Genomic DNA, 23,904 nt, shown 5'->3' with positions numbered 1-23,904 from the left:
GCCGTGGGTCTGCGCGTCGCGCCCCTGGGGTGGGGGACCGCGGTCGTGGCCGTCTTCGCCACGGCGGCGGGACGCGTGCTGGGCTGGGGCGAGCTCGCGGCGCTCGGCGTCGCGCTGCTGGCCGTCCTCGTGGTCGCCCTCCTCATGACGGTCGGGCGCACCCGCTACCGCGTCGTGCTCGACCTGGCGGACCACCGCGTGCGCATCGGCCAGCGGGCCGTGGGGCGCGTCGACGTCCGCAACGCCGCCAGGCGCCGCTCCCTGCCCTCGCAGGTCGACCTGCCCGTCGGGGAGCGGGTCGTCGAGCTGTCGGTCCCGAGCCTGCCGCCCGGCGGCACGCACGACGACCTGTTCGCGGTGCCGACGGAGCGGCGTGCCGTGATCGTCGTGGGCCCCGTGGTGTCGCGGCGGGGCGACCCCTTCGGACTGCTGCAGCGCCGTCTGCGCTGGACCGAGCCCGCCGAGCTCTTCGTGCACCCCGAGGTGATCGGCCTGGGCGGCGCCAACGCCGGCCTGCTGCGCGACCTCGAGGGGCAGGCGACGCGTGACCTGTCGGACTCGGACCTCAACTTCCACGCGCTGCGCGACTACGTCGCCGGCGACGACCGCCGCTACATCCACTGGCGCACGACCGCGCGCCGTGGCCGCCTCATGGTCAAGCAGTTCGAGGACACGCGGCGCACGCTGACGTCCATCGCGCTCGCGACCGCGGTCGGCGACTACGCGCACCCCGACGAGCTCGAGCTGGCGGTGTCGGTCGCCGCGTCGATCGCGGTGCAGGCGATCCGCGACGAGCGCGACGTCGAGGTGCTCGCCGGGGCGGGCCACCTGCGGACCGCCACGCCCCCGCTGCTCCTCGACGACTGCTCGCGGCTGTCGTGGTCGCCCACGGGGCCCGGTGTCGTCCTGCTGGGCCGCCGCGTGGTGCGCGAGACACCGGACGCGTCGGTGGCCTTCCTCGTCACGGGCGGCGCGCCCACCGACGCCGACCTGCGTCTGGGTGCGCGCGCACTGCCCGCCGGCACGCGCGCCGTCGTCCTGCGGTGCGCGCTCGGCGAGGACGTCGCGGTGCGCACGCAGGGCTCGCTCACGCTGGGCACGCTCGGCCGGCTCGACGACCTGCCGCGCGCACTGCGCCGGGTGGTGGGATGAGGCCCGGGCAGCGGGTCGGCGTGCGCGAGCCCGCGGACGCCGTGCGCGACGTGGTCGTGCTCGTCCTCGCGACGGGGCTGGCGCTGACGCCGCTCCTGCCGGCCTACGGCACGGCCGCGGTGCTGCCGGCGCTCCTGGGCGGCGTCGTCCTGGGCGGTGGCGTCGTGGTCGTCACGGCCGTGCGGCGCTCGTCCGCGCTGGTGGTCGTCGCGTCCCTGCTCGGTGCGTACGCGCTCGCGGGCGGCGCGCTGGCCGCCCCGACGACGACGGTCGCCGGCGTGGTGCCGACGCCCGCGACGCTCGTCGCGCTCGCGCGCGGTGCCGCGTCGACGTGGAAGCAGGTGCTGACCCTGCAGCCGCCGGTCGGCACCGGCGGCACGCTGCTCGTGGCGGCGCTGCTGCTCGCGCTCGTCGGCACGGCGGTCGCGTTGTCGCTGACCCTGCGGGTCCGTCGTCCGGCCGTGGCCGCGCTGGCGGCGGTCGTCCCGCTCGCCGTGCTCGTCGGGTCGATCGTGCTCGGCACGCGGCAGCCGCCCGTGCCGCCCGCCGTCGCCGGGACGGTGCTCGTCGCGACGTGCCTGGTCTGGGCCGCGTGGCGGGTCGGCTCCTGGCGGCCCCGCCGCGTGGTGGCGACCGCGGCGCTCGCGGCCGTCGCGGCGACCGGTGGCCTGCTCGGTGGTCCGCTCGTCGTCGCGGACGAGCCGCGCCTCGTGGTCCGCGACGAGATCGTGCCGCCGTTCGACCCGCGTGACTACCCGAGCCCCCTCGCGTCGTTCCGACGCCTGGTGAAGCTCGACGACACGGTGCTGATGACGGTCGACGGCCTGCCCGCCGGGGCGCGTGTGCGGCTCGCGACGTTCGACCGGTACGACGGTGTCGTGTTCAACGTGGCGGGGGACGGCTCCGCGCAGGCGTCGGGGGAGTTCCGCCGGGTGGGCGACGAGATCGACGTCCCCGTGCGCGGCACGCCGGCCCGCGTCGAGGTGACGGTCGGGGACCTGCAGGGCGTGTGGCTGCCGACCGTCGGGTACGCACGGTCCGTCGACCTGGGGCGGCAGGCCTCCGACCTGCGCTACAACGACGTCACGGGAGCGGCCGTCGTCACGTCCGGCGTGCGCCCCGGCATGACGTACACGATGGAGGTCGTCGTGCCGGACCGGCCGGACGACGACGAGGTCGGCCGCGCGTCCGCGGCCGCCGTCTCGCCGCCGACGTCCGCCCGTCTGCAGGTCGTCGACGCCGCGGCGTCCGACGTCGCACGCGACGCCGGGTCGCCCGTCCAGGTCGCACGTGCGATCTCCCGGTACCTGTCCGAGGACGGCTACTTCAGCCACGGCCTGACCGACGCGGGCGACCACCCGTCCCTGTCGGGCCACGGCGCCGCGCGCGTCGCCGAGCTCCTCGCGGGCGAGATCATGGTCGGTGACGGCGAGCAGTACGCCGCTGCGGCCGCGCTGATGATCCAGGCGAGGGGTCTGCCGGCGCGGGTCGTCCTCGGGTTCGTCCCCGGGTCGGGCGACGACGAGGACGGGACCGGGGACGTGCCCCCGCCGACCGACGAGGACGGTGCCGTCGAGATCCGCGGCCGCGACGTCCAGGCGTGGGTCGAGGTGGCCTTCGCCGGGCACGGCTGGGTGCCGTTCGACGTGACGCCGCCGCGCTCGCGGACCCCCGAGCAGGAGCAGGAGGAGACGGACACCGACCCGCAGCCGCAGGTGGTGCAGCCGCCCGCCCTGCCGCCGGACCGGGTCACGCCGCCCGAGGACGACACCGAGCAGCCGCAGACGGAGGACCCGCCCGCGGACGACTCCGGGCTCGCGCTGTGGCTGCGGATCGCCGCCTGGGCGGGCGTCGGTCTCGCGGGTGTCCTCGTGCTGCTGTCGCCGCTGCTCGTCGTCGTCGCGCTCAAGGCGCGCCGGCGCCGGCGGCGGCGCCGCGCGGCGGACCCCGTGCGACGTGTCGCCGGAGGTTGGGACGAGGTCGTCGACACCGCCCGCGACATGGGCGGCGAGCCCCCGGCGGGCGGCACGCGACGCGAGACCGCGCGGCTGTGGGGGCGCACGCTCGTGGAGCGGCACCCCGCGGTGGCCGCGCGCGTCGACGCTCTCGCGCGCCGCGCGGACCGTGCGGTGTTCGCACCGGGTGTGCCGGACCGCTCCGACGTCGAGGCGTACTGGGCGGACGTCGACGCGACCGTGAGTGCGCTGCGCCGGACCCTGCCCTGGCGTCGCCGGGTGCGCACGCGGGCGGCGCTCACCTCGCTGCGCCGCCCGTCGGCCGCGCGTCCCCGCGAGCCCCGTCGGCAGCCGGCACCCACGGCGCCGCCCGCCCCACCGACGACCCGCCGAGCACGCCGAGGTGAGCGATGACCACCCGACCAGCGACCGCCGTGGACGACCGCCCCGCGAGCCTGGGCCGACGGTGCGTCGCGGTGCTCGTCGACCAGCTCGTCGTGCTCGCGCTCGGCGGTGGGCTGGTGCTGGTGGGGATGCTGCGCACCGCGGCGGCACTGCGCACGGGAGTGGTGCCGTCCGGCGGTGTCCCCGCAGGACTCGTGGTCGCCGGTGCGGTGCTGGCCACGGTGGTCGCTGTCGTGCAGTGGGTGCTGCACGGACGGTTCGGGTGGACGCTCGGCCGCCTCCTGCTGGGGGTGCGGACCGTCGACGTGCACAGCCGCCGGCCGATCGGCGCAGGCCGCGTGCTGCTGCGGGGGTGCGTGGTGGCGGCGGGCTCGCTCGTCGTCGGCGTCGGCCAGTACGTCGTCCTGCTGTCCCCGCTGCTCGACCGCACGGGGCGCCTGCGGGGCTGGCACGACCGCGCGGTCGACGCGGAGGTGCTGCGGGCGGCGACGCCCGCAGGGCGCCGCACCGTGCCCGGGCGCGACCACGCTCGGGTGGTGCCCGCCCCGGCGCCCGGTCCGACCCCGGTCGACGCGGCGCCGGTCGCCACGCCGCGACCGGTCGCGGCGGCGGCGTCGGCGTCCCCCGCCGACCGCTCGGACGCCCCGCCGCCTGCCGCGCCCGCGACGCCGGGCGGCGGGCTGGTCCTCGCGCCGCTGCACCCGCAGCGCGCGGCGCCCGACCTGGACACGCGCGCGATCCCGGCGGTGCGGGCGACCCCCACCCTCGCCTTCGGCCTGGCGCCCGAGCTGGAGATGACCCGACCCGCGCGGCCACGGACCGACGTGGTCCCGGACCCGCGCCCGGGCACCTCGACGGGTCTGCGGGTGACCTTCGACGACGGCCGTGTCCTCACCGTCGATCGGCTCGCACTCGTGGGCCGCAACCCCTCGCCGGCGCCGGACGTGCAGGTGGTGCGGGTGGTCGACCCGTCGCGGTCCGTCTCCAAGACGCACCTGCAGCTCGCCGTCGACAGCGCCGGCGGCGCGTGGGTGGTCGACCGCGGCTCCACCAACGGCACGCTCGTGACGCTGCCCGACGGGGCGCAGGTGGTGTGCCCGGTCGACCACCCGGTGCGGCTGCGGGTGGGCGCCCGGGTGGCGTTCGGCGACCGGTCGCTGCGGGTCCTCGCGACGCCCGAGGCGCGCGGCCCCCGCTAGCGTCCGTTCGCGCGGACGAGCGCCTCGATCGCGTCGAGCACGCGCTCGAGGCCGAAGCACCACGCGTGCTCCGCGCTCGCCGGGGCCTGCATGGCGGCTCCCGCAGCCGCACCCACGCGACGCGCGAGCGGGTGCGTGTCACCGACGTACGTCGCCAGGCGCTCGCTCCACGACGCCCACACGGTGGCCATCCGGTCGTCGTACGCGGCGGGCCGTCGTGCCCGTGCGGACGCACGCACGAAGTCCGTGACGAACGTCAGGGCGGCGTCCCGGTCGACGTCGTCGAGGCCGGTGCCGTCCAGCGCGTGGAGCTGGTGGTCGTAGTCGGCGATGGTGCCGGGCCCGAAGGCGGTGCGCTGGTCGGTGACGTCGACGAGCCACGGGTGCGCGGCGTGCAGTGCCAGCTCGGCCTCGGCGAGCTCCCGGACCCGGCTGCGCCAGTCGTCGTGCGCGGACGGGCGGCGCCGCCGGCGCGTGCGCACGAGGTCGGCCATGAGCACGAGCAGGTCGTCGCGCGAGCCGACGTGCGTGTACACGGCGTTCGCGGCCACGCCGAGCCGTGCGGCGAGCCGCCGCACGGTCAGCCCGTCCAGCCCTTCGGCGTCGGCGAGGGCGACGGCCTCCTCGACGGTGCGCGTCGTCGACACCTTGGCGCGCGGTCCGCGGCCGCCCCCCGACGGCGCGGCGGGGTGGTCGCGCCAGAGCAGGTCGACGAGCTCGCGTGCCATCCGTCCTCCCGGGGAATGATCGCGGCGTCCACATACTTTGTACAGTGGTCAAGGTAGCTTCGACGGAAGGACCACGCATGCGCATCACCGGATCCGCAGTCTCCCTCAACGTCCCGGACGTCGCGGCGTCCGCCGAGTTCGCCCGGGCGCACCTCGGGTTCACCGAGACCATGTCCGCCGACGGCTTCGTCGCACTCACGCACCCCGACCTCGCGGTCAACCTCACGTTCCTGCGGGTCGGGCTGGCGAGCTTCCGGCCCGCGCACATCGCCGGTCCGGCGGGGCAAGGGCTCCTTCTCGCCTTCGTGGTCGACGACCTGGACGCCGAGTTCGCGCGCATCGCGGCGGCCGGCGCCCAGGTCGTCACGTCGCCCGAGACCGAGCCCTGGGGTGAGCGCTACTGCCAGTTCCAGGACCCGAACGGCATCGTCTGGCAGCTCGTCCAGTGGGTGTGACGCCGCACCTGCCGGGCGCCGCGCGCGTGGCCTAGTCTCAGGCCATGGGAGCCGTGCGCCCGGCCCCGCGGATGCGGCCGGTCGAGCTCGTCGACGACGACGAACGCCCGTGGGCGGGCGTGCCGTCGGCGCGCGACGACGAGGGCGTGCGGGGTCCGGGCGCACCGGCGTCACCCGGTACCGCGGCCGACGAGCGGCGTCGGCGCCTCTGGGTCGTCGCCGTGCTCGCCGTGGTCGTCGGGGTGGCGGCGATCGCCTCCGGCGTCACCGAGCGGGCGGCGCGTGCCCGGGCGGACGCCTTCGCCGCGCTGCCCGGCGTCGTGCGCACGCTCGACAAGGCCCCGGTCGAGCGCTGGCGGGTCGTCGCCGACGGTCCCACGCCCGTGCTCGCCGCGGGTGGCGCGGTCGTCACGGTGTCCGGCGCGCAGGGGCGGTGGTCCGTGCGCGCGTCCGACCCGGCCACCGGCGACGTGCGCTGGGAGACGCCGGTCGTGGACGAGGCGGGCTCGGGCTTCGAGTCGACCGCCGTCCGGTGCCTGGCCGGGGACGCCACGGCCGCCGACCTGCTGTGCGTGTGGACCGAGCCGAACGTCGTGTACGGCAGCGCGGGGGAGTCGACGCCCTACCAGCCACCGACGCGCGTGCTGGTGCTGGGCGTGAGCGACGGTGCGCAGCGCGACGCGTGGCAGGTCGAGGGGCGCGTCCTGGGCGTCCAGCGGCACGCGGACGACCTCCTCGTCGCCACCGGCACGCCGGACCGCCACGTGGTCGTCGAGCGGCGCGCGGGCGCCGACGGTGAGGTGCTGTGGTCGTGGACGTCGCCCATCGCGCTCGTCGACGACGGCGGGCTGCGCGCGGCGCCCGCGCTCACGGTCGCCGGTGACGTCGTCGCGCTCGTGGCGATGACGACGACCCTGCTCGACGCGACCTCCGGCGACGTCGTCGAGGAGGGGCCGCCAGGCCGGCAGATCATCGTCGCGCCGCTGCCCGACGGGGGGTTCGCGACGTGGGAGTCGGCCTTCGGCGGGACGCTGCGCGAGCCCGACGGCGCCGTGCGTGCCCGCGTTCCCGGGCTGCCCGCGCGGCTCGTCGGCGACACGTCGGTCGACCTGCTGCTCATGGACATCGGCAACCGCGTCCTGGGTGTGCGGGCGTCCGACGGGTCCGTCGTCTGGCGGCTGCCGTCGGCCATGACCCCCGTCGCCGTCGCGGACGGCGTCGCCGTGCTGGCGGGCGCGACCTCCGTCGGCGCCGTCGAGGGCGCCACCGGGCGGCTGCTGTGGGAGCAGGAGCTGCTCGCCGAGCAGCGCACGGCGCCGCTGACCGACGGCCTGCACGTGCTCGCCCCCGAGCCCGAGGAGGACGGCGGGCACGCGCTGGTCGCCCGTGGTCTGCGTGACGGCGTCGAGTCGTGGCGGGTCGAGCTGCCGGACGGGTTGGTGCGGCTGACGGCCCTCGCGGGCCTGGTCGTGGTGACGACCCCGACCGAGGTCGTCGTCCTGGCGTGACGGCGCCGTCCCGCCGCAGCGCGCCGTCGGGCCCGCGTGGTTGCCAGGGGGCGTGCGTCCGGGGGTATGGTCGTCCCGTGCGCGCACGCTCGCTGCTCCTTCGTCGCCGCGACGAGGCCCTCTAGCCGGCTCCTCGTCGCGGTGTGTGTCGTGCCCGGCTGAGCACCGCCGACAACGACGACGAAGGACCACCGATGAGCAGCCAGAGCCCCACCACCCCTGCGCCCGTGACGCCGGCCCCCGCCGCGGAGCGCAACCCCCAGCAGCCGTCCGGCATGCCGTTCCACCGGTACCGCCCGTTCCACGAGCAGATCCGCGTCGAGCTGCCGGACCGCACGTGGCCCGACAAGCGCATCGAGCGCGCGCCGCGGTGGTGCGCGGTCGACCTGCGCGACGGCAACCAGGCGCTCATCGAGCCGATGAGCCCGGCGCGCAAGCTCGAGATGTTCGAGCTGCTGGTCGACATGGGCTACAAGGAGATCGAGGTCGGCTTCCCCTCGGCGTCGCAGACGGACTACGACTTCGTCCGGATGCTCATCGAGGAGGGTCGGATCCCCGACGACGTCGTCATCCAGGTCCTGACGCAGGCGCGCGAGCACCTCATCGAGCGGACCTACGAGGCGATCGCGGGGGCGAAGCAGGCGATCGTCCACCTGTACAACTCCACGTCGGTGCTGCAGCGCGAGGTCGTGTTCCGCGCCGACGAGGACGGCATCGCCGACATCGCCGTGTCCGGCGCCCGGTTCTGCAAGAAGTACGAGGAGCTGGTGCCGGACACCGAGGTGTTCTACGAGTACAGCCCCGAGTCGTACACCGGCACCGAGCTGGAGTACGCCGTGCGGGTCTGCAACGCCGTCCTCGACGTCCTGGAGCCGACTCCCGAGCGGCCCGTCATCATCAACCTGCCGGCGACCGTCGAGATGGCCACGCCCAACGTCTACGCCGACTCCATCGAGTGGATGAGCCGGCACCTGCACCACCGCGAGTCGGTCGTGCTGTCGCTGCACCCGCACAACGACCGCGGCACCGCCGTCGCCGCAGCCGAGCTGGGGTACCTCGCGGGCGCCGACCGGATCGAGGGCTGCCTGTTCGGCAACGGCGAGCGGACCGGCAACGTCGACCTGGTCACCCTGGGGCTCAACCTGTTCAGCCAGGGCATCGACCCGCAGATCGACTTCTCCGACATCGACCGCGTCCGCCGCACCGTCGAGCGCTGCAACCAGATGCCCGTCCACGAGCGCCACCCGTACGGCGGCGACCTGGTCTTCACCGCGTTCTCCGGCTCGCACCAGGACGCCATCAAGAAGGGCCTGGACGCCCTCGAGGTCCGCGCCACCGCCGCCGGCAAGGGCGTCGACGACGTCGAGTGGGCCGTGCCGTACCTGCCGATCGACCCCAAGGACGTCGGCCGCTCCTACGAGGCGATCATCCGCGTGAACTCCCAGTCCGGGAAGGGCGGCATCTCCTACCTGCTGAAGTCCGAGAAGGACCTCGACCTGCCGCGCCGCCTGCAGATCGAGTTCTCGCAGGTCGTGCAGCGGCACACCGACCAGCACGGCACCGAGGTCACGGCCGACGAGCTGTGGTCGATCTTCAGCGACGAGTACCTGCCCGCCACGCCCGGCGGTCCGCTCGAGCCCTGGGGTCGGTTCGCGCTGCGCGGCACGCGCGCCACGAGCACCGAGGGCGGTCAGGACACGCTGGAGGTGGACCTCGTCGACCGTGGCGTCGAGAAGACCCTGAGCGGCACCGGCAACGGGCCCGTCGCGGCGTTCGTCGCCGCCCTGCGCACCGCGGGCGTCGACGTGGCGGTGCTCGACTACGCCGAGCACGCGCTGTCGGCCGGCGGCGACGCGACGGCAGCCGCGTACGTCGAGTGCGCGATCGGCGACGACATCCTCTGGGGCGTGGGCATCGACCCGTCGATCACGACGGCGTCCCTCAAGGCCATCGTCTCCGCCGTCAACCGGCACGAGCGCTGAGCAGGCACCGACGCGGTCGCGGTGCACCTCGCGGTGCGCCGCGGCCGCGCGTGTCGGTGGCCCGGGGGACAATGGCCCGGTGAACCTCTACCGCGACGAGGCGATCGTGCTGCGCACCCACAAGCTGGGGGAGGCCGACCGCATCGTCACCCTCCTGACGCGCGAGCACGGCAAGGTGCGAGCCGTCGGCAAGGGCGTGCGCCGCACCACCTCGCGCTTCGGCTCGCGGCTCGAGCCGTTCATGCACGTCGACGTGCAGCTGAGCACCGGGCGCAACCTCGACGTCGTCACGCAGGTCGAGACGCTCGGCCCGTACGGGCGGCACATCAGCGAGGACTACGCGCTGTACACGGTCGGCACGGCGATGCTGGAGACGGCCGAGCGGCTGGTCGAGGCCGAGCGTGAACCGGCGGTGCAGCAGTACCGGCTGCTCGTCGGCGCCGTGCGGGCGCTCGCGACCCGCGCGCACGCGCCCGGGCTCGTCCTCGACTCGTACCTGCTGCGCGCGCTCGCGGTCGCGGGCTGGGCGCCGAGCTTCACCGACTGCGCGCGCTGCGGCGAGCCGGGGCCTCATCACGCGTTCGCGCCCGCCGTGGGCGGCGCGGTGTGCCTCACGTGCCGGCCGCCGGGTGCCGCCGCGCCTGCGCCGGAGACGTTCGCGCTGCTCGCGGCCCTGCTCTCGGGCGACTGGGAGGTCGCGGACGCGAGCGCCGAGCGGCACCGTGCCGAGGGCAACGGCCTCGTCGCGGTGTTCTGCCAGTTCCACCTCGAACGGCGCCTGCGGTCGCTGCCGATGGTCGAGCGGGTCTGAGCCGCGCACGACGACGTGAGCCCGGCGGATGGCACGATGTCCGCGTGCCCCACGAGATCGTCCCGCCCTTCCCGCACCCGTCCGGCGCCCGACCGCCGCAGGTCCCCCGGGAGCTGGTGCCGAAGCACGTCGCGGTCGTCATGGACGGCAACGGCCGCTGGGCCAACGCCCGCGGACTGCCGCGGGTCGAGGGCCACCGGGCCGGTGAGTCCTCGCTGCTCGACGTCGTCGCCGGCGCGATCGAGGTCGGGGTGCAGCACGTCTCGGCCTACGCGTTCTCCACGGAGAACTGGAAGCGCTCGCCCGACGAGGTGCGCTTCCTCATGGGGTTCAACCGTGACGTGCTGCGCCGCCGCCGCGACCTCATGCACTCCTGGGGGGTGCGCGTGCGGTGGGCGGGGCGCCGGCCGCGGCTGTGGCGGTCGGTCGTCGCCGAGCTGGAGGAGGCCGAGCGGCTGACCCGCCACAACACGACCTGCACGCTGACGATGTGCGTCAACTACGGCGGCCGCGCCGAGATCGCCGACGCCGCGAAGCAGATCGCGCGGGAGGTCGCCGCCGGGCGCCTCGACCCGGAGAAGGTCACCGAGAGGACCGTGCAGAGGCACCTCGACGAGCCCGACCTGCCGGACGTCGACCTCTTCGTGCGGTCGTCGGGCGAGCAGCGGATCTCCAACTTCATGCTGTGGCAGTCGGCCTACGCCGAGATGGTGTTCCTCGACGAGCCGTGGCCCGACGTGGACCGTCGGCACCTGTGGCGCGCGGTCGAGACGTACGCGCGCCGCGACCGGCGCTACGGTGGTGCGGTCGACGCCCCGGCGACCTCCTGAGCTGTCGGTGGCAACCGGTACGGTGACCGCCATGCGCGTGACCGTGGACATGGTGACCTTCGACACGCACGACCCCCGCGAGCTAGCGGGCTGGTGGCGCGAGCGCCTCGACGCCCAGGTCGTGGCGGAGAGCGACGAGTTCGTCCTGCTGCTGCCCGCGGCAGGCCGACCTGCGCTGGGGTTCCAGCACATCGCCGACGTCACGCCCGGCAAGAACCGCGCGCACATCGACCTCGGGGCGCAGGACGCGGCGGCCGCGGTGGACGGGTTCCTGGCGGCCGGGGCGACGCGGGTGGCGGACCACACGATGCCGGACGGATTCGCGTGGACCGTCCTCGCCGACCCGCACGGGAACCAGTTCTGCGTGTCGGCGGCGCACACCGACTGAGCGCGGGGACCGTCAGCGGTCGACCTCGGCGCCGCCCGGCGCCGCGCGGGGACCCGCGGGCGGGCCGACTGCCAGCCGCGGCTCGCCGCGCCGCCGCCGGCGGGTGAGCGTGACGATCGTCGTCACGACCACCGCGACCACGACGACGAGAGCCGCGAGGCCGGCGGGTGAGCCCGCGGCGAGCGCGAGCGCACCCCAGACCGCGCCGATGCCGACCGTGCCCCACACCACGGCCCAGGCGAGCGCACCCGGCACCGACGCGAGCGTGAACCGCAGGTAGGGCATGCGCAGCAGGCCGGCACCGGCGAACACGGTCGTCTGCACGCCGACCGTCAGGTAGGCCAGCGTGACCGCGACCGGCCCCCAGCGGTGCACGATCGCGACGCCGCGACGCGCGGACGGGGTGGCGGAGAGCCGTGCCGTGCGGTCGACCACCCGCTGCCACCCGCGTGGCCCACGCCGCTGCTCCCCCTCGCGACGAGCGCCGCGCGCCACGCCGCGGCCCGCCCAGTAGGTGAGGTGCGAGCGGGCCATGACGATGCCGAAGAGGCACGCGAGCGCGACGACGACGGGGAGCCCGTCGAGGCCGTACCCCGCGAGCACCTGCGTCGACGTCACGGCTCGATCGTACGTGGCTGGCGGTCGCTCCTACCTGGTCGGGGGTCCCGCCGGGGCGGCCGGCGCGTCGTCGTCGCACCGGGGGTCGGTGGCCGGCACGAGGACGTCGTCCGACAGGTCGGGGTGCGGGTCGTGCTCCGTGCGCCGCCGTGCGAGCAGCGGGTGGAGCGCGGCGGTGGCGGCGTACACCGCGATCGCGAGGACGACGATGGTGGCACCGGGCGGGACGTCGTTCCAGTAGGTGACGAGCAGCCCTGCGACGCTCACGGCGACCCCCGTCGCGCTGGCGAGCGCCATGGTCCGCCCGAACGACCGCGCGACGACCTGCGCGACCGCGACCGGGACGATCATCAGCGCGCTGACGAGGAGCAGGCCGACGACGCGCATCGCGATGGTCACCGTGAGCGCGGCGAGGGTCGCGACGAGCATCGACAGCACGCGCACCGGCAGCCCGCTGGCGCGCGCGAACTCCTCGTCGTGGCTCACGGTGAACAGCGCCCAGCGCAGGCCGACGCCGACGGTCAGCACGAGCACGGCCAGGCCCGCGGTCCACCACAGGTCGGGTGTCGAGACGGTCGAGATCGAGCCGAACAGGTACCCCATGAGGTTGGCGTTGGTGCCCCCGGCGACCTTGATGAGCAGCACGCCACCGGCGATCCCGCCGTAGAACATGATCGCCAGGGCGAGGTCACCGCTGGTGCGGCCGCGCTCGCGCACGACCTCGATGACGACGGAGCCGACGACGGCGGCGACGACGGCCCCCGGCACGGCGAGCGCGTCCGCCGGGGACGCGGCGGCCCAGCTGCCGACGAGCCAGCCCACGGCCACGCCGGTGAGCGCGACGTGGCCGATCCCGTCGCCCATGAGCGCCATGCGGCGCTGCACGAGGAACGTCCCGACGACGGGGGCGGCGGCCCCGACCAGCACGGCCGCGAGCAGCGCGCGCTGCATGAGCGGCGAGCCGAGCAGCGTGAGCACCTGCTCCCAGCCGGTCACGGGGTCACCTCCAGCGTGAGGTCCGGGCCGTCCGACGGCGCGGCAGGGTCGGTGTGGGGGTGCGTGTGGTCGTGGTCGACGGCCCCGTGCTCGCCGCGCGCGGGCGGTGGGGGACCGTCGTGCACGACACGCCCGTGGCGCAGCACGACGGCGCGGTCGACGAGCGGCGCGAAGGGGCCGATCTCGTGGAGGATCACCACCACCGTGGTGCCGGCGTCACGCAGCTCGGACAGCGCGGTGACGAACGACTCCTGCGTCGGCAGGTCGATGCCGGACGTCGGCTCGTCGAGCACGAGCAGCGCGGGGCGTCGGACGAGCGCCCGAGCGATGAGCACGCGCTGCTGCTGCCCGCCCGACAGCTCCTGCACGCGGCGGTCCTGCAGGTGGCCGACGCCCAGGGCGTCGAGCGCCGCGAGGGCCCGCGCACGGCGGTCCCTCGGCGGGCGCAGCCGCCGGCCGTGGAGGAGCCCGGAGACGACCACCTCGAGCGCGGTCGCCGGCACCCCGCCCGGCGCGCCCACGCGCTGCGGCACGTACCCGACGCGCTCCCACGGCACGGCACGCCCGAGCGGTGCGCCGAGGAGGCGCACGTCCCCCGCGACGGTCGGCACCACGCCGAGCAGTGCCCGGACCAGCGTCGACTTGCCCGAGCCGTTGGTGCCGAGCAGGGCGAGGACCTGCCCCGTGGGGACGGTGAGGTCGACCTCGCGGACGATGGGACGGCCGCCGAGCGTCACCTGGACGCCGGTGGCCTCGATCGCGTTCACGAGCAGGACAATGCCACGCGCAGCGCCTCGAGGTTGTCACGAGAGACGGAGAAGTAGTCGTCAGTGTCGTCGCGCAGCCCCTCCAGGGGGTCCAGGACGGCGGTCTCGACGCCCAGGTCGGCGGCGAGCGTCCGGGCGACCTTCGGCGAGGCGAGGGTCTCGAAGAAGACGGTCGTGACGCCCTCGGACCGGACGACGTCGCCGACCTCGCGCAGTCGCGCGGGGGACGGCTCGGTCTCCGGGTCGACACCGGAGATCCCGACCTGCTCGAGGTCGTAGCGCGCGGCGAGGTAGCCGAACGCCTCGTGCGAGGTGACGACCACGCGGCGCTCGCAGGTGGCGAGCCCGGAGGTGAGCTCCTCGTCCAGCGCGGTCAGGCGGGCTGCGAGTGCCTCGGCGTTCGCGCGGTAGGTGTCGGCGCCCTCGGGGTCGATCTCGGAGAGCGCGTCGGCGACGGCGTCGGCGACCGGCGGCACGCGTGTCGGGTCGAGCCAGAAGTGCGGGTCGAGGTCACCGTGGTCGGCGTGCTCGTCCTCGGTGTGCTCGTCCTCGGTGGCCACGAGGTCGGCGACGTCGGCAGCGTCGACGACGTGCCGGGGCCCGGCCTGCTCGACGGCGTCGTCCACGGCGGGCTGGAACCCCGAGAGGTACACGACGAGCTGGGACGCGCTGACGGACGCGACCTGGGCGGGGGAGAGCTCGACGTCGTGCGGCTCCGCTCCCGGCGGGGTGAGCGAGCCGGTGGTCACCCGGTCGCCGCCCACTTCCTGCGCCACCATCTGCAGCGGGTAGAAGGACGCGAGCACCTCGACGGTCCCGCCGCTCGCCGCAGGGCTCCCGGTGCCGGCGGAGCCCGGCGCGCAGCCGGCGAGGGCGAGCACCGCGAGGGCGGGGGCGACGACGAGCGCGGGTGGCAGCGGGGACCTGGACATGAGACCGATTCTCAACCTGGACGAGAACCGTTGTCAAAACGAAGGGGGGCTGTCCGGGGCCCCGCCCGTGGACCGATAGCCTGGGGCGGTTGTCCTCCGCGGCACCCAGCCGCGGACTTCCTCGACCAGGAGAAACCTCGTGGCTGCCGCACCCTCCCGTCTCGACTCCGTCGTCTCGCTCGCCAAGCGCCGGGGGTTCGTCTTCCCCAGCGGCGAGATCTACGGCGGCACCCGCTCCGCGTGGGACTACGGGCCGCTCGGCGTCGAGCTGAAGGAGAACATCAAGCGTCAGTGGTGGCGCGCGATGGTCACGAGCCGTGACGACATCGTCGGCCTCGACTCGTCCGTCATCCTGCCTCGTCAGGTGTGGGTCGCCTCGGGGCACGTCGGCGTCTTCACCGACCCCCTGACCGAGTGCCTGTCCTGCCACAAGCGGTTCCGCGAGGACCACCTGCTGGAGGACTTCGAGGCCAAGAAGGGCCGCGCGCCCGAGACCGGCCTGGCCGAGATCGCGTGCCCCAACTGCGGCACGCGCGGACAGTGGACCGAGCCCCGTGACTTCAACATGATGCTCAAGACGTACCTCGGCCCCGTCGAGGACGAGTCCGGGCTGCACTACCTGCGCCCGGAGACCGCGCAGGGCATCTTCGTGAACTTCAAGAACGTCTACACCGCCGCGCGCATGAAGCCCCCGTTCGGCATCGGGCAGATCGGCAAGTCGTTCCGCAACGAGATCACGCCCGGCAACTTCATCTTCCGCACGCGCGAGTTCGAGCAGATGGAGATGGAGTTCTTCGTCGAGCCCGGCACCGACGAGACGTGGCACCAGTACTGGATCGACACGCGCACCGACTGGTACGTCGACCTCGGCATCGCGCGCGAGAACCTGCGCCACTACGAGCACCCGGCCGAGAAGCTGTCGCACTACTCGAAGCGCACGGTCGACATCGAGTACAAGTTCGGCTTCTCGGGGAGCGAGTGGGGCGAGCTCGAGGGCATCGCGAACCGCACGGACTTCGACCTCGGCACGCACTCGGAGCACTCCGGCCAGGACCTGTCGTTCTTCGACCAGGCCAAGAACGAGCGCTACGTGCCGTACGTCATCGAGCCCGCCGCAGGCCTGACCCGCTCGCTCATGGCGTTCCTCGTCGAGTCGTACAGCGAGGACGAGGCGCCCAACACCAAGGGCGGCGTCGACAAGCGGACCGTGCTCAAGCTCGACCCGCGCCTCGCGCCCGTCAAGGCCGCTGTGCTGCCGCTCTCGCGCAACGAGCAGCTCAGCCCCAAGGCGCGCGACCTGGCCGCCGAGCTGCGCCGGAGCTGGAACGTCGACTTCGACGACGCCGGCGCCATCGGTCGCCGCTACCGCCGCCAGGACGAGATCGGCACGCCGTTCTGCATCACGGTGGACTTCGACACGCTCGACGACCAGGCCGTGACGATCCGCCACCGCGACGACATGTCGCAGCAGCGCGTCGCCCTCGACCAGGTCACCGGGTACCTCGCGCAGCGCCTCGTCGGCGCCTGAGATCCTCGGGGTGGGTGCGGGACCCGCGACGTCCCGCACCCACCGCCGCCCCTGACCGCTGTCGCTCTCCTGTGCGCCCCCGGTGCGGTACCCGGCCGCGGGGTGCGCGTGACGACGGCCTGGCGAGCTGCTGCGCGATCGTGCAGATGGCTGCAGGTGGGGTGAGCCCGGTTCACGGGATGGTGCCTCGACGCCGAGGACCTGTGTGTCGCCGAGCTGTGCGCCGGCGGGAGAAGGACCTGAGCTTCGTCCCGGCGCTCGTGGACCCTGGGCTGGTCCGTGGCACCACCGTGGTGGAGCGGCTCGGGGGCTCTGCAGGGGACAATGGGCCGGTGCTCCCACCGACCGACGCCTCCGACGTGACCCCGACCGGCCCCGACGTCCGCCCGGTCCTGCCGCCGCTGCGCATCGGCCCGATCACCGTGGACACCCCGGTCGTGCTCGCGCCGATGGCGGGCGTGACCAACGCGGCGTTCCGCCGGCTGTGCCGCGAGTCCGGCGCCGGGCTGTACGTGGCCGAGATGCTCACGAGCCGCGCGCTCGTCGAGCGCAGCCCCGAGTCGTTCCGGATCATCGCCTTCGAGCCGGACGAGGTGCCGCGCTCGGTGCAGGTCTACGGCGTCGACCCCGCGACCGTGGGCGCGGCGGTGCGGCTGCTCGTCGAGGAGGACCGCGCCGACCACGTCGACCTCAACTTCGGCTGCCCCGTGCCCAAGGTGACGCGCCGTGGCGGCGGTGCCGTGCTGCCCTGGAAGCGCGAGCTGTTCGCATCGATCGTGCGCGCGGCCGTCGACGCCGCGCGCCCGCACGGCGTGCCGGTGACGGTGAAGATGCGCAAGGGCATCGACGAGGACCACCTGACCTACGTCGAGGCGGGGCTCACCGCGCAGGACGCGGGCGTCGCGGCCGTCGCTCTGCACGGGCGGACCGCGGCCGACTACTACTCCGGCACCGCCGACTGGGACGCGATCGCGACGCTCAAGGAGGCGGTCACCGACATCCCCGTGCTCGGCAACGGTGACATCTGGTCGGCCGAGGACGCCCTGGCGATGGTCGCGCACACCCGCTGCGACGGCGTGGTCGTCGGCCGCGGCTGCCAGGGGCGGCCGTGGCTCTTCGCCGACCTCGCGGCGGCGTTCGCCGGGTCCGACGTGCGCATCCGGCCCGGTCTGCGGGACGTCGCGCACGTCGTGCGCCGGCACGCCGAGCTGATGGTCGACCACTTCGACGACGAGAACAAGGCGTTGCGCGAGATGCGCAAGCACATGGCCTGGTACTTCAAGGGCTACGTCGTCGGCGGTGAGCTGCGCGCCCAGCTCGGCCTCGTGTCGTCGCTGGCCGAGCTGGACGACCTGCTCGCACGCCTGGACCTCGACCAGCCGTACCCCGGCGAGGGCGCCGAGGGGCCCCGCGGGCGCGCGGGCTCGCCGAAGCGGCCGATCCTGCCGTACGGATGGCTCGACTCCCGCGAGCTGTCCGAGGAGTTCCGGCGCGACCTGCACGAGGCGGAGCTGTCGGTCTCCGGCGGCTGAGCGCTGCGCTCAGAGGGTGGCACCCATCGCGCGCAGCTCCGCGACGACCGTGTCGACGTGCTCGGCCGGCACCCACGACCCGATCCACTGCGGCGTGACCGGGACGCCGTTGACGTAGGTCGCACCGTCCGTGCCGACGAACACGACGAGCGGCGGGCCCTGGACCTCGGGGCCGTGCGGTCCGTGCTGCGCGTCGAGCAGCAGGCTCGGGTCCATGGTGTACGCGTACAGCTCCGGGCCCGGCGACGGGTCGAGGGTGAAGGTCGGCAGCTCGACGAGGTGGAGCCGGCCGCCGCCCGGCAGCTCGGCCCCGTGCCACAGCCCGAGCGCGACCCGGGCACCGGGCATCCACGCGGGCACGACGCCCACCGAGGCCTCGACGTAGGTGCCCGTCTCCCAGGCGGGGATGTGGTCGGCGAGGTCGCCGCGGTCGCCGATGGTGATGTCGTACTGCTCGCCGTAGCCGACGTCGCTCCCGTGGTCCGCGAGGGTGGCGCGCGGGTCCCCGACGAGGTCCTGGTGGTCGAGCACGTGTCCGGCGAGCAGCTCGCCGAACCCGACGCGGACCGTCCCGTCGGTGGCCTGTCCGCGGGGCCAGAACGCGAGCGACGACTGCCCGGAGCGGTCGGTGAGTCCGGTGTCCCACACCACCGTCCCGTCCGGCAGCGTCCGCTGTCCGAGCCCGCTCGCCGCCCGGAGACCGGGGGCGGGCTCGACCGGCGGGGGTGCGGGCGCGTCGGTCCCGGGCGGTACCGCGGGCACGGCGGAGGCGGTGGGCGGCGACGGCTCCGTGACCGCGGGCAGCGCGGTGCCCCGGTCGCCCAGCCCGGCGCCCAGCGCGAGGGCGACCGCCACGGGGAGCGTCGCCGCCGCGGCGGCGACTCCCGCCGTCGTGCGGGCGCGGCGGCGACGTCCGGCGGCGACCGTCGTGCGGACGTCGACGGTCATGGGCGGTGCGGCGTCGGCGTGCCGCCGCAGAGCGTCGAGGACCTGCTCGTCGACGGGATTCATGAGGTGCTCCCGGTGCTCGGGTCGGTCAGTGAGTCGCGCAGCGAGGCGAGCGCGCGTGACGCGGTGGACTTCACGGTGCCCACGCTGACGTGCAGGTCGTCGGCGACCTCCCGCTCGGACAGGCCCACGAGGTAGCGCAGCACCACGACGCGGCGCTGCCGCGGGGTGAGTCGCTGCAGGGCCCGGTCCAGCTGGTCGCGGTCCTCGGTGGTGGTGTCCTGCGGGGCGGCGAGGTCGGGGAGCTCGTCGGGTGGGGAGAGGACCTCGCGCCGCCGCCGACGCCACGTGTCGGTGCGCAGGTTGACCAGCACGCGGCGCGCGTACGCCGTCGGGTTGCCGTCGCGGACGCGCGGCCACGCGGTGTAGGTGCGCACGAGCGCCTGCTGCGTGAGGTCCTCGGCGCGGTGGGCGTCACCGACGAGCAGCCACGCGGTGCGCAGCAAGGCCGGTGCGGCCTGCGTCATGAACGCGGTGAACTCCTCGTCACGGCCCGCGCGGGACGAGGCGCGCGCGGTGACCGGGACGGTCTCCGCGGGCAGGGCCGGGTCGGGCGGCGGGCGCAGCTGCATGCTCGTCACGTCCTGGACGACGCACGAGCAGGCCGCGAGGTTGCGTCTCTCCCGTCGTCGGTCGCCCCGCCACGACTGGTCATGGCGCGAGACTAGGCCCGGCCGGCGTCCCCGGGGCCGTCCTCGGGGCGGACGCGCAGCACCACCGCACCGCGCTTGCGGCCGGTGTCGACGTACCGGTGCGCCTCGACGATCTCCTCGACGGGGAGGGTCCGGTCGATGACGGGGCGAGTTCGGGCTCGATCTGGTGCTCGACGGGCTCGACCGCCTCGCGCGGCAGGACCGGACCGCCCGGGCCCCGCCCAGCTGTACCTCGCCGCTCTCGACGCGCGCGACGGGCCCGCGGCCCGCAGACTTCTCGCCATGCGGACCGTGGGCGTCGAGGAGGAGTACCTGCTGGTGGGCCCGGACGGGGCACCGACGGGTGTGGCGGAGGCGGCGCTCGCCGCGTACGAGCAGCGCACGAGTGGTGACGTGGACGGCGGGCCGGAGCCGGGCGGCGGGCTCGAGCCCGAGCTGCAGCAGGAGCAGCTCGAGACCGGCACGCGTCCCTGCCTCGAGCTGCGCGACCTGGTCGGGGAGGTCCGCGCGGGCCGTCGTCGTGCCGCCCGCGCGGCGCAGGACGCGGGGGCGCGGCTCGCGGCCCTCGCCACGTCCCCGGTGCCGGGCGAGCCGACGCTCAGCGAGGGCGACCGCTACCACCGGATGGCGCGGCAGTACGCGATGACCGTGCGCGAGATGCTCACGAGCGGCTGCCACGTCCACGTGTCGGTGGCCGATGACGAGGAGGGCGTGGCGGTCCTCGACCGGATCGCCGGCTGGCTGCCCGTGCTGCTCGCGCTGAGCACCAACTCGCCCTTCTGGCGTGGCGAGGACACCGGTTTCGCGAGCATCCGCTCACAGATGTGGTCCCGCTGGCCCACGGCCGGCCCCACGGCGCCCTTCGGCTCCGCCGCGGCGTACCACGCCACCGTCGCGGACCTCATCGAGACCGGCGTCGCCCTCGACCCGGGGATGATCTACTTCGACGCCCGGCTCTCGGCCAAGTACCCGACGGTCGAGGTGCGCGTGGCGGACATCTGCCTGCGCGCCGACGACGCCGTGCTGCTCGCCGCCCTGACGCGGGGGATCGTCGAGACCGCCGCCCGTGAGGCCGCCGACGGCGTGCCGCCGGTGACGGAGCGGGACGAGGTGCTGCGGGCCGCGACGTGGCGCGCGGGGCGCAGCGGGCTCTCCGGCGACCTCGTCGTGCCGCCCGCCCTGGCACCGGTGCCGGCCGCCGACGCCGTGGCGCACCTGCTCGACCACGTGCGCCCCGCGCTGACCGACACCGGCGACCTGCCGATGGTGCAGGAGCTGCTGGCGGGGCTGTGGCGGCGCGGCACGGGCGCCGACGAGCAGCGCGCGTGGGCGCGTGAGGGCGGCCTGCCCGCGGTCGTCGAGCGGGCCGCCGCGGCGACGCTGGCGTGACCCGCCCGCCGACCGGAACACCGCTCACCGTCTCGGGTCTCGATCGGTGAGCCGGGTTCCGGTCGGCGGGGAGTGTCAGGGGGTGCGGAGCCAGACCGTCGTACCCGCGGGAAGCGTGCCGTCGGTCAGCGGGCCGGATGCGAGCAGTGCGTGCGCGTCGCGGGGCAGCGGCACGTCCTCGTCGCCCAGGTTCGCGACCACGTCGACGTCGCCGTTGCGGAACGCGACGACGTCCCGACCACCCGGAGCGTCGAGCCACTCCAGACCGCCGGGGCCCAGCCCCTCGGCGCGGCGCAGGCGCAGCGCGGCGCGGTACAGCTCGTAGGTCGACCCCTCGCGTCCGCGCTGCCGGTCGACGGCGAGGTCCGCCCAGTCGGCCGGCTGCGGCAGCCACGTCGCACCCGTGGGGGAGAAACCGAACCCGGGCGCGTCGCCCACCCACGGCAGCGGCACGCGGCAGCCGTCACGCCCGCGCTCGACGCCGCCGGTGCGGAAGAACGCCGGGTCCTGGCGCAGGTCGTCGTCGAGCGACGTGTGGTCCGGCAGGCCCAGCTCCTCGCCCTGGTAGACGTATGCGGAGCCGGGCAGCCCGAGCATCAGGAGCGTCGCGGCCCGGGCGCGGTGCAGCCCGAGCGCGGCGTCCGGCTGCTCGTCGCCGTGCCCGATGCCGTTGGGCCGGTGGGTCGGGTCGGACAGCCCGAGGCGCGACGCGTGCCGTACGACGTCGTGGTTCGACATCACCCACGTCGTCGGCGCCCCCACCGCGTCGTTCGCCGCGAACGACGCGGCGATGACGCGCCGCAGCGCCGCGGCGTCCCAGCCGGCGGCGAGGAACGCGAAGTTGAAGGCCTGGTGCATCTCGTCCGGGCGCACGTAGCGCGCCAGGCGCGACAGCGGCTCGACCCAGGCCTCGGCGACCATGGCGCGCTCGCCGTCGTACTCGTCGAGCACGCGACGCCAGGCGCGATAGATGTCGTGGACCCCGTCCTGGTCGAACATCGGCCCCTGGTTGCCGGACCCGTTGACCTGCTCGGTGTCGTCGGCACCGTCGATCATCGCGACGTGCCCGTCCCAGTCGGGCAGGCCGGGGGCCTTGACCATGCCGTGCGCGACGTCGACGCGGAAGCCGTCGACCCCGCGGTCGAGCCAGAACCGCAGCACGTCCTCGAACTCCGCGCGGACCTCGGGGTTGTCCCAGTCGAGGTCGGGCTGCTTGGAGTCGAACAGGTGCAGGTACCACTGCCCGGGCGAGCCGTCGGCGTCGGTCGTGCGGGTCCAGGCGGGACCGCCGAAGATCGAGCCCCAGTTGTTGGGAGGCAGCTCGCCGTGCTCGCCGCGGCCGTCACGGAAGTGGTACCGGGCGCGCTCCGGGGAGCCGGGTGCTGCCGCGAGCGCCGCCTGGAACCAGACGTGCTCGTCGGACGTGTGGTTCGGCACGAGGTCGACGATCACGCGCAGGCCGAGCTCGTGCGCACGCGCCACGAGGGCGTCGGCGTCGGCGAGCGTGCCGAACAGCGGGTCGACGTCGCGGTAGTCGGCGACGTCGTAGCCCGCGTCGGCCTGGGGCGAGCGGTAGAACGGCGACAGCCAGACGGCGTCGACGCCCAGCTCGACGAGGTGCTCGAGGTGCGCGGTCACGCCCGGCAGGTCCCCGACGCCGTCGCCCGACGCGTCCGCGAACGAGCGGGGGTACACCTGGTAGATCACGGCGGTGCGCCACCACTGCGTGTCGGTGTCGGGGCGGTGGACCAGCGTCGTGGTGAGGGCGTCGAGGGACACGGCGAACCTTCCTGGTGGGGGCGTCGTGGCGATGGGTCGTGCCGCGACGTGGGAGGGGCTGGGGCAGGGGAACGGGCCGGCGGGGACGGGCGTGGGGAGGACGGGCGCGGGGGAGGGGCACGGCGCGTCGCGGCCGCTCAGGCGCCGTCGCGGGCGCGAGGTCGTCAGCGGTTGGCGGACGAGGGTGCGGGGGCCGTCCCGGTGGAGCCCCGCACGACGAGCTCCGGGTGGAACAGCAGCTCGGCGCGGGACGCCGGGGTGCCGGTGATCTCGGAGACGAGCGCGGACACCGCCGCGTGCCCCATGGCGGCGACGGGCTGGCGCACCGTCGTCAGGGGCGGGTCGGTGAACGCGATGAGGGGCGAGTCGTCGAACCCGACCACCGACACGTCGTCGGGCACGCCCAGACCGAGGGTGCGGGCGGCGCGGACCGCACCGAGCGCCATGAGGTCGGAGCCGCAGATCACGGCCGTGTGCCCGGAGCGGAACAGCTCGGCAGCGGCGGCGTGCCCGCCCTCGACCGTGAAGAGCGTGGACACGACGTGCTGCTCGGGCGACGTGACGCCCTGCTTCTCGAGGAGCGCGGTGAACGCGTCGCGCTTACGCTGCGAGGGGACGAACCGCGTGGGCCCGATGGCGAGCCCGATCTCGCGGTGGCCGAGGGAGTGCAGGTGACGCATCGCCTGGTCCATGGCCGCGGTGTCGTCCGTGGACACCGCGGGGGCGTCCACGCCCTCGGCGAAGCCGTTGACGAGCACGAGCGGCACGCCCCGGCCGCGCAGGCGGTGGTAGCGGTCCTTGCTCGCGGTGGTGTCCGCGTGCAGGCCCGAGACGAAGACGATGCCGTCGACGCTGTGCTCCATGAGCAGGTCGACGTACTGGTCCTCGGTCGTGCCGCCGGGGGACTGGGTGCACAGCAGGGGGGTGTACCCGCGGTCGCTCAGCATCGTCTCGATGACCTGGGCGAACGCGGGGAAGACGGGGTTCGTGAGCTCGGGGACGACCAGCCCGACAAGCCCGGCCGAGCGCATGCGCAGCTTCTCGGGGCGCTCGTAGCCGAGCATGTCCAGGGCCGTGAGCACGGCCTGTCGCGCCTGTGCGGAGACGCCCGGCTTCCCGTTGAGCACGCGCGACACGGTCGCGGTGCTGACCCCGGCCTGCTCGGCCAGGTCGGTGAGACGAGTGCGCACAGACGGCAGCGTAGTCGGGGTCACCGGACCTCCTCGTCCTCCGCGCGGCGCACCTGGGGTGTGCGTCCTGTCAGCGTTGTCAGAAAGTTACTGTAACGA

22 protein-coding genes are annotated in these 23,904 nt (G+C 74.9%); 12 read left to right on the top strand and 10 right to left on the bottom strand.

Annotation, left to right across the window (positions count from 1 at the left end):
• Positions 1 to 3 precede the first annotated feature (3 nt).
• The 3 genes from CFLA_RS11120 to CFLA_RS11110 are packed head-to-tail and all read left to right on the top strand — an operon-like array spanning position 4 to position 4,711.
• Entirely contained in the window at positions 4 to 1,152 is a 1,149-nt protein-coding gene (locus CFLA_RS11120) for a DUF58 domain-containing protein (RefSeq protein ID WP_013117421.1), read from the top strand.
• Positions 1,149 to 3,521, top strand: a complete 2,373-nt coding sequence (locus CFLA_RS11115; protein ID WP_013117420.1) for a transglutaminase domain-containing protein — start codon at positions 1,149 to 1,151, stop codon at positions 3,519 to 3,521. The genes CFLA_RS11120 and CFLA_RS11115 overlap by 4 nt, the downstream gene beginning before the upstream one ends.
• A complete protein-coding gene (locus CFLA_RS11110; RefSeq protein WP_013117419.1) occupies positions 3,518 to 4,711 on the top strand; it encodes an RDD family protein in 1,194 nt (397 codons plus the stop codon). Before CFLA_RS11115 ends, CFLA_RS11110 begins: the two co-directional genes overlap by 4 nt.
• Here CFLA_RS11110 and CFLA_RS11105 read toward each other — a convergent pair.
• Positions 4,708 to 5,439, bottom strand: coding sequence for a TetR/AcrR family transcriptional regulator (locus CFLA_RS11105; RefSeq protein ID WP_013117418.1), 732 nt, complete (start codon positions 5,437 to 5,439; stop codon positions 4,708 to 4,710). The genes CFLA_RS11110 and CFLA_RS11105 overlap by 4 nt on opposite strands.
• A gap of 77 nt (positions 5,440 to 5,516) precedes the next feature.
• Between CFLA_RS11105 and CFLA_RS11100 the strand changes: the two genes are divergently transcribed.
• The 6 genes from CFLA_RS11100 (at position 5,517) to CFLA_RS11075 (ending at position 11,413) form a co-directional block, all read left to right on the top strand.
• A complete protein-coding gene (locus CFLA_RS11100; protein WP_013117417.1) occupies positions 5,517 to 5,894 on the top strand; it encodes a VOC family protein in 378 nt (125 codons plus the stop codon).
• 44 nt (positions 5,895 to 5,938) lie between these two features.
• Positions 5,939 to 7,402: an outer membrane protein assembly factor BamB family protein gene (locus CFLA_RS11095; RefSeq protein ID WP_013117416.1), complete on the top strand. Its 1,464-nt coding sequence runs from the start codon at positions 5,939 to 5,941 to the stop codon at positions 7,400 to 7,402.
• A 194-nt stretch (positions 7,403 to 7,596) separates the two neighbouring features.
• Positions 7,597 to 9,384 (top strand): 2-isopropylmalate synthase, encoded by a 1,788-nt coding sequence (gene leuA, locus CFLA_RS11090; RefSeq protein ID WP_013117415.1) that lies wholly within the window; start codon positions 7,597 to 7,599, stop codon positions 9,382 to 9,384.
• Between the two features lie 79 nt (positions 9,385 to 9,463).
• On the top strand, positions 9,464 to 10,195 hold the full coding sequence (gene recO / locus CFLA_RS11085) for a DNA repair protein RecO (protein ID WP_013117414.1): 732 nt from the start codon (positions 9,464 to 9,466) through the stop codon (positions 10,193 to 10,195).
• A gap of 44 nt (positions 10,196 to 10,239) precedes the next feature.
• Entirely contained in the window at positions 10,240 to 11,025 is a 786-nt protein-coding gene (locus CFLA_RS11080) for an isoprenyl transferase (protein ID WP_013117413.1), read from the top strand.
• A 31-nt stretch (positions 11,026 to 11,056) separates the two neighbouring features.
• On the top strand, positions 11,057 to 11,413 hold the full coding sequence (locus tag CFLA_RS11075) for a VOC family protein (protein ID WP_013117412.1): 357 nt from the start codon (positions 11,057 to 11,059) through the stop codon (positions 11,411 to 11,413).
• 12 nt (positions 11,414 to 11,425) lie between these two features.
• Here the strand turns inward: CFLA_RS11075 and CFLA_RS11070 are convergent, their stop codons facing one another.
• The 4 genes from CFLA_RS11070 to CFLA_RS11055 are packed head-to-tail and all read right to left on the bottom strand — an operon-like array spanning position 11,426 to position 14,726.
• On the bottom strand, positions 11,426 to 12,031 hold the full coding sequence (locus tag CFLA_RS11070) for a DedA family protein (RefSeq protein WP_013117411.1): 606 nt from the start codon (positions 12,029 to 12,031) through the stop codon (positions 11,426 to 11,428).
• 30 nt (positions 12,032 to 12,061) lie between these two features.
• A complete protein-coding gene (locus tag CFLA_RS11065) occupies positions 12,062 to 13,027 on the bottom strand; it encodes a metal ABC transporter permease (RefSeq protein WP_013117410.1) in 966 nt (321 codons plus the stop codon).
• Positions 13,024 to 13,794, bottom strand: a complete 771-nt coding sequence (locus tag CFLA_RS11060; protein ID WP_013117409.1) for a metal ABC transporter ATP-binding protein — start codon at positions 13,792 to 13,794, stop codon at positions 13,024 to 13,026. Before CFLA_RS11060 ends, CFLA_RS11065 begins: the two co-directional genes overlap by 4 nt.
• Positions 13,791 to 14,726: a metal ABC transporter substrate-binding protein gene (locus CFLA_RS11055; protein ID WP_013117408.1), complete on the bottom strand. Its 936-nt coding sequence runs from the start codon at positions 14,724 to 14,726 to the stop codon at positions 13,791 to 13,793. The genes CFLA_RS11060 and CFLA_RS11055 overlap by 4 nt, the downstream gene beginning before the upstream one ends.
• Before the next feature lie 139 nt (positions 14,727 to 14,865).
• On the opposite strand from CFLA_RS11055, the gene CFLA_RS11050 reads away from it, so the two are divergent.
• Both CFLA_RS11050 and dusB read left to right on the top strand, forming a co-directional pair.
• A complete protein-coding gene (locus tag CFLA_RS11050; protein ID WP_013117407.1) occupies positions 14,866 to 16,254 on the top strand; it encodes a glycine--tRNA ligase in 1,389 nt (462 codons plus the stop codon).
• Between the two features lie 203 nt (positions 16,255 to 16,457).
• Positions 16,458 to 17,786 carry a tRNA dihydrouridine synthase DusB gene (gene dusB / locus CFLA_RS11045; RefSeq protein WP_013117406.1) on the top strand — a complete coding sequence of 443 codons (1,329 nt, stop codon included), beginning with the start codon at positions 16,458 to 16,460 and terminating at the stop codon, positions 17,784 to 17,786.
• Between the two features lie 9 nt (positions 17,787 to 17,795).
• On the opposite strand, the gene CFLA_RS11040 is transcribed toward dusB, so the two are convergent.
• From CFLA_RS11040 to CFLA_RS19540, 3 genes are all read right to left on the bottom strand, one after another.
• The gene (locus tag CFLA_RS11040; protein WP_013117405.1) at positions 17,796 to 18,797 is read right to left on the bottom strand and encodes a hypothetical protein; all 1,002 of its coding nucleotides are present in this window, start codon (positions 18,795 to 18,797) and stop codon (positions 17,796 to 17,798) included.
• Positions 18,794 to 19,366: a SigE family RNA polymerase sigma factor gene (locus CFLA_RS11035; protein WP_013117404.1), complete on the bottom strand. Its 573-nt coding sequence runs from the start codon at positions 19,364 to 19,366 to the stop codon at positions 18,794 to 18,796. The genes CFLA_RS11040 and CFLA_RS11035 overlap by 4 nt, the downstream gene beginning before the upstream one ends.
• A gap of 92 nt (positions 19,367 to 19,458) precedes the next feature.
• Positions 19,459 to 19,731 carry a zinc-binding dehydrogenase gene (locus CFLA_RS19540; RefSeq protein ID WP_081449689.1) on the bottom strand — a complete coding sequence of 91 codons (273 nt, stop codon included), beginning with the start codon at positions 19,729 to 19,731 and terminating at the stop codon, positions 19,459 to 19,461.
• On the opposite strand from CFLA_RS19540, the gene CFLA_RS11030 reads away from it, so the two are divergent.
• The gene (locus CFLA_RS11030) at positions 19,730 to 20,836 is read left to right on the top strand and encodes a carboxylate-amine ligase (RefSeq protein ID WP_013117403.1); all 1,107 of its coding nucleotides are present in this window, start codon (positions 19,730 to 19,732) and stop codon (positions 20,834 to 20,836) included. The genes CFLA_RS19540 and CFLA_RS11030 overlap by 2 nt on opposite strands.
• Before the next feature lie 75 nt (positions 20,837 to 20,911).
• Here the strand turns inward: CFLA_RS11030 and CFLA_RS11025 are convergent, their stop codons facing one another.
• Positions 20,912 to 22,615 carry a glycoside hydrolase family 13 protein gene (locus CFLA_RS11025; RefSeq protein ID WP_013117402.1) on the bottom strand — a complete coding sequence of 568 codons (1,704 nt, stop codon included), beginning with the start codon at positions 22,613 to 22,615 and terminating at the stop codon, positions 20,912 to 20,914.
• 164 nt (positions 22,616 to 22,779) lie between these two features.
• Positions 22,780 to 23,805: a LacI family DNA-binding transcriptional regulator gene (locus CFLA_RS11020; protein WP_187291297.1), complete on the bottom strand. Its 1,026-nt coding sequence runs from the start codon at positions 23,803 to 23,805 to the stop codon at positions 22,780 to 22,782.
• Positions 23,806 to 23,904: the final 99 nt, after the last annotated feature.

The organism is Cellulomonas flavigena DSM 20109, from assembly GCF_000092865.1.
Classification (GTDB): Bacteria; Actinomycetota; Actinomycetes; order Actinomycetales; family Cellulomonadaceae; genus Cellulomonas; species Cellulomonas flavigena.
Note: the sequence above shows the minus strand (reverse complement) of the source record. Positions and strands in the feature narration are given on the sequence as shown.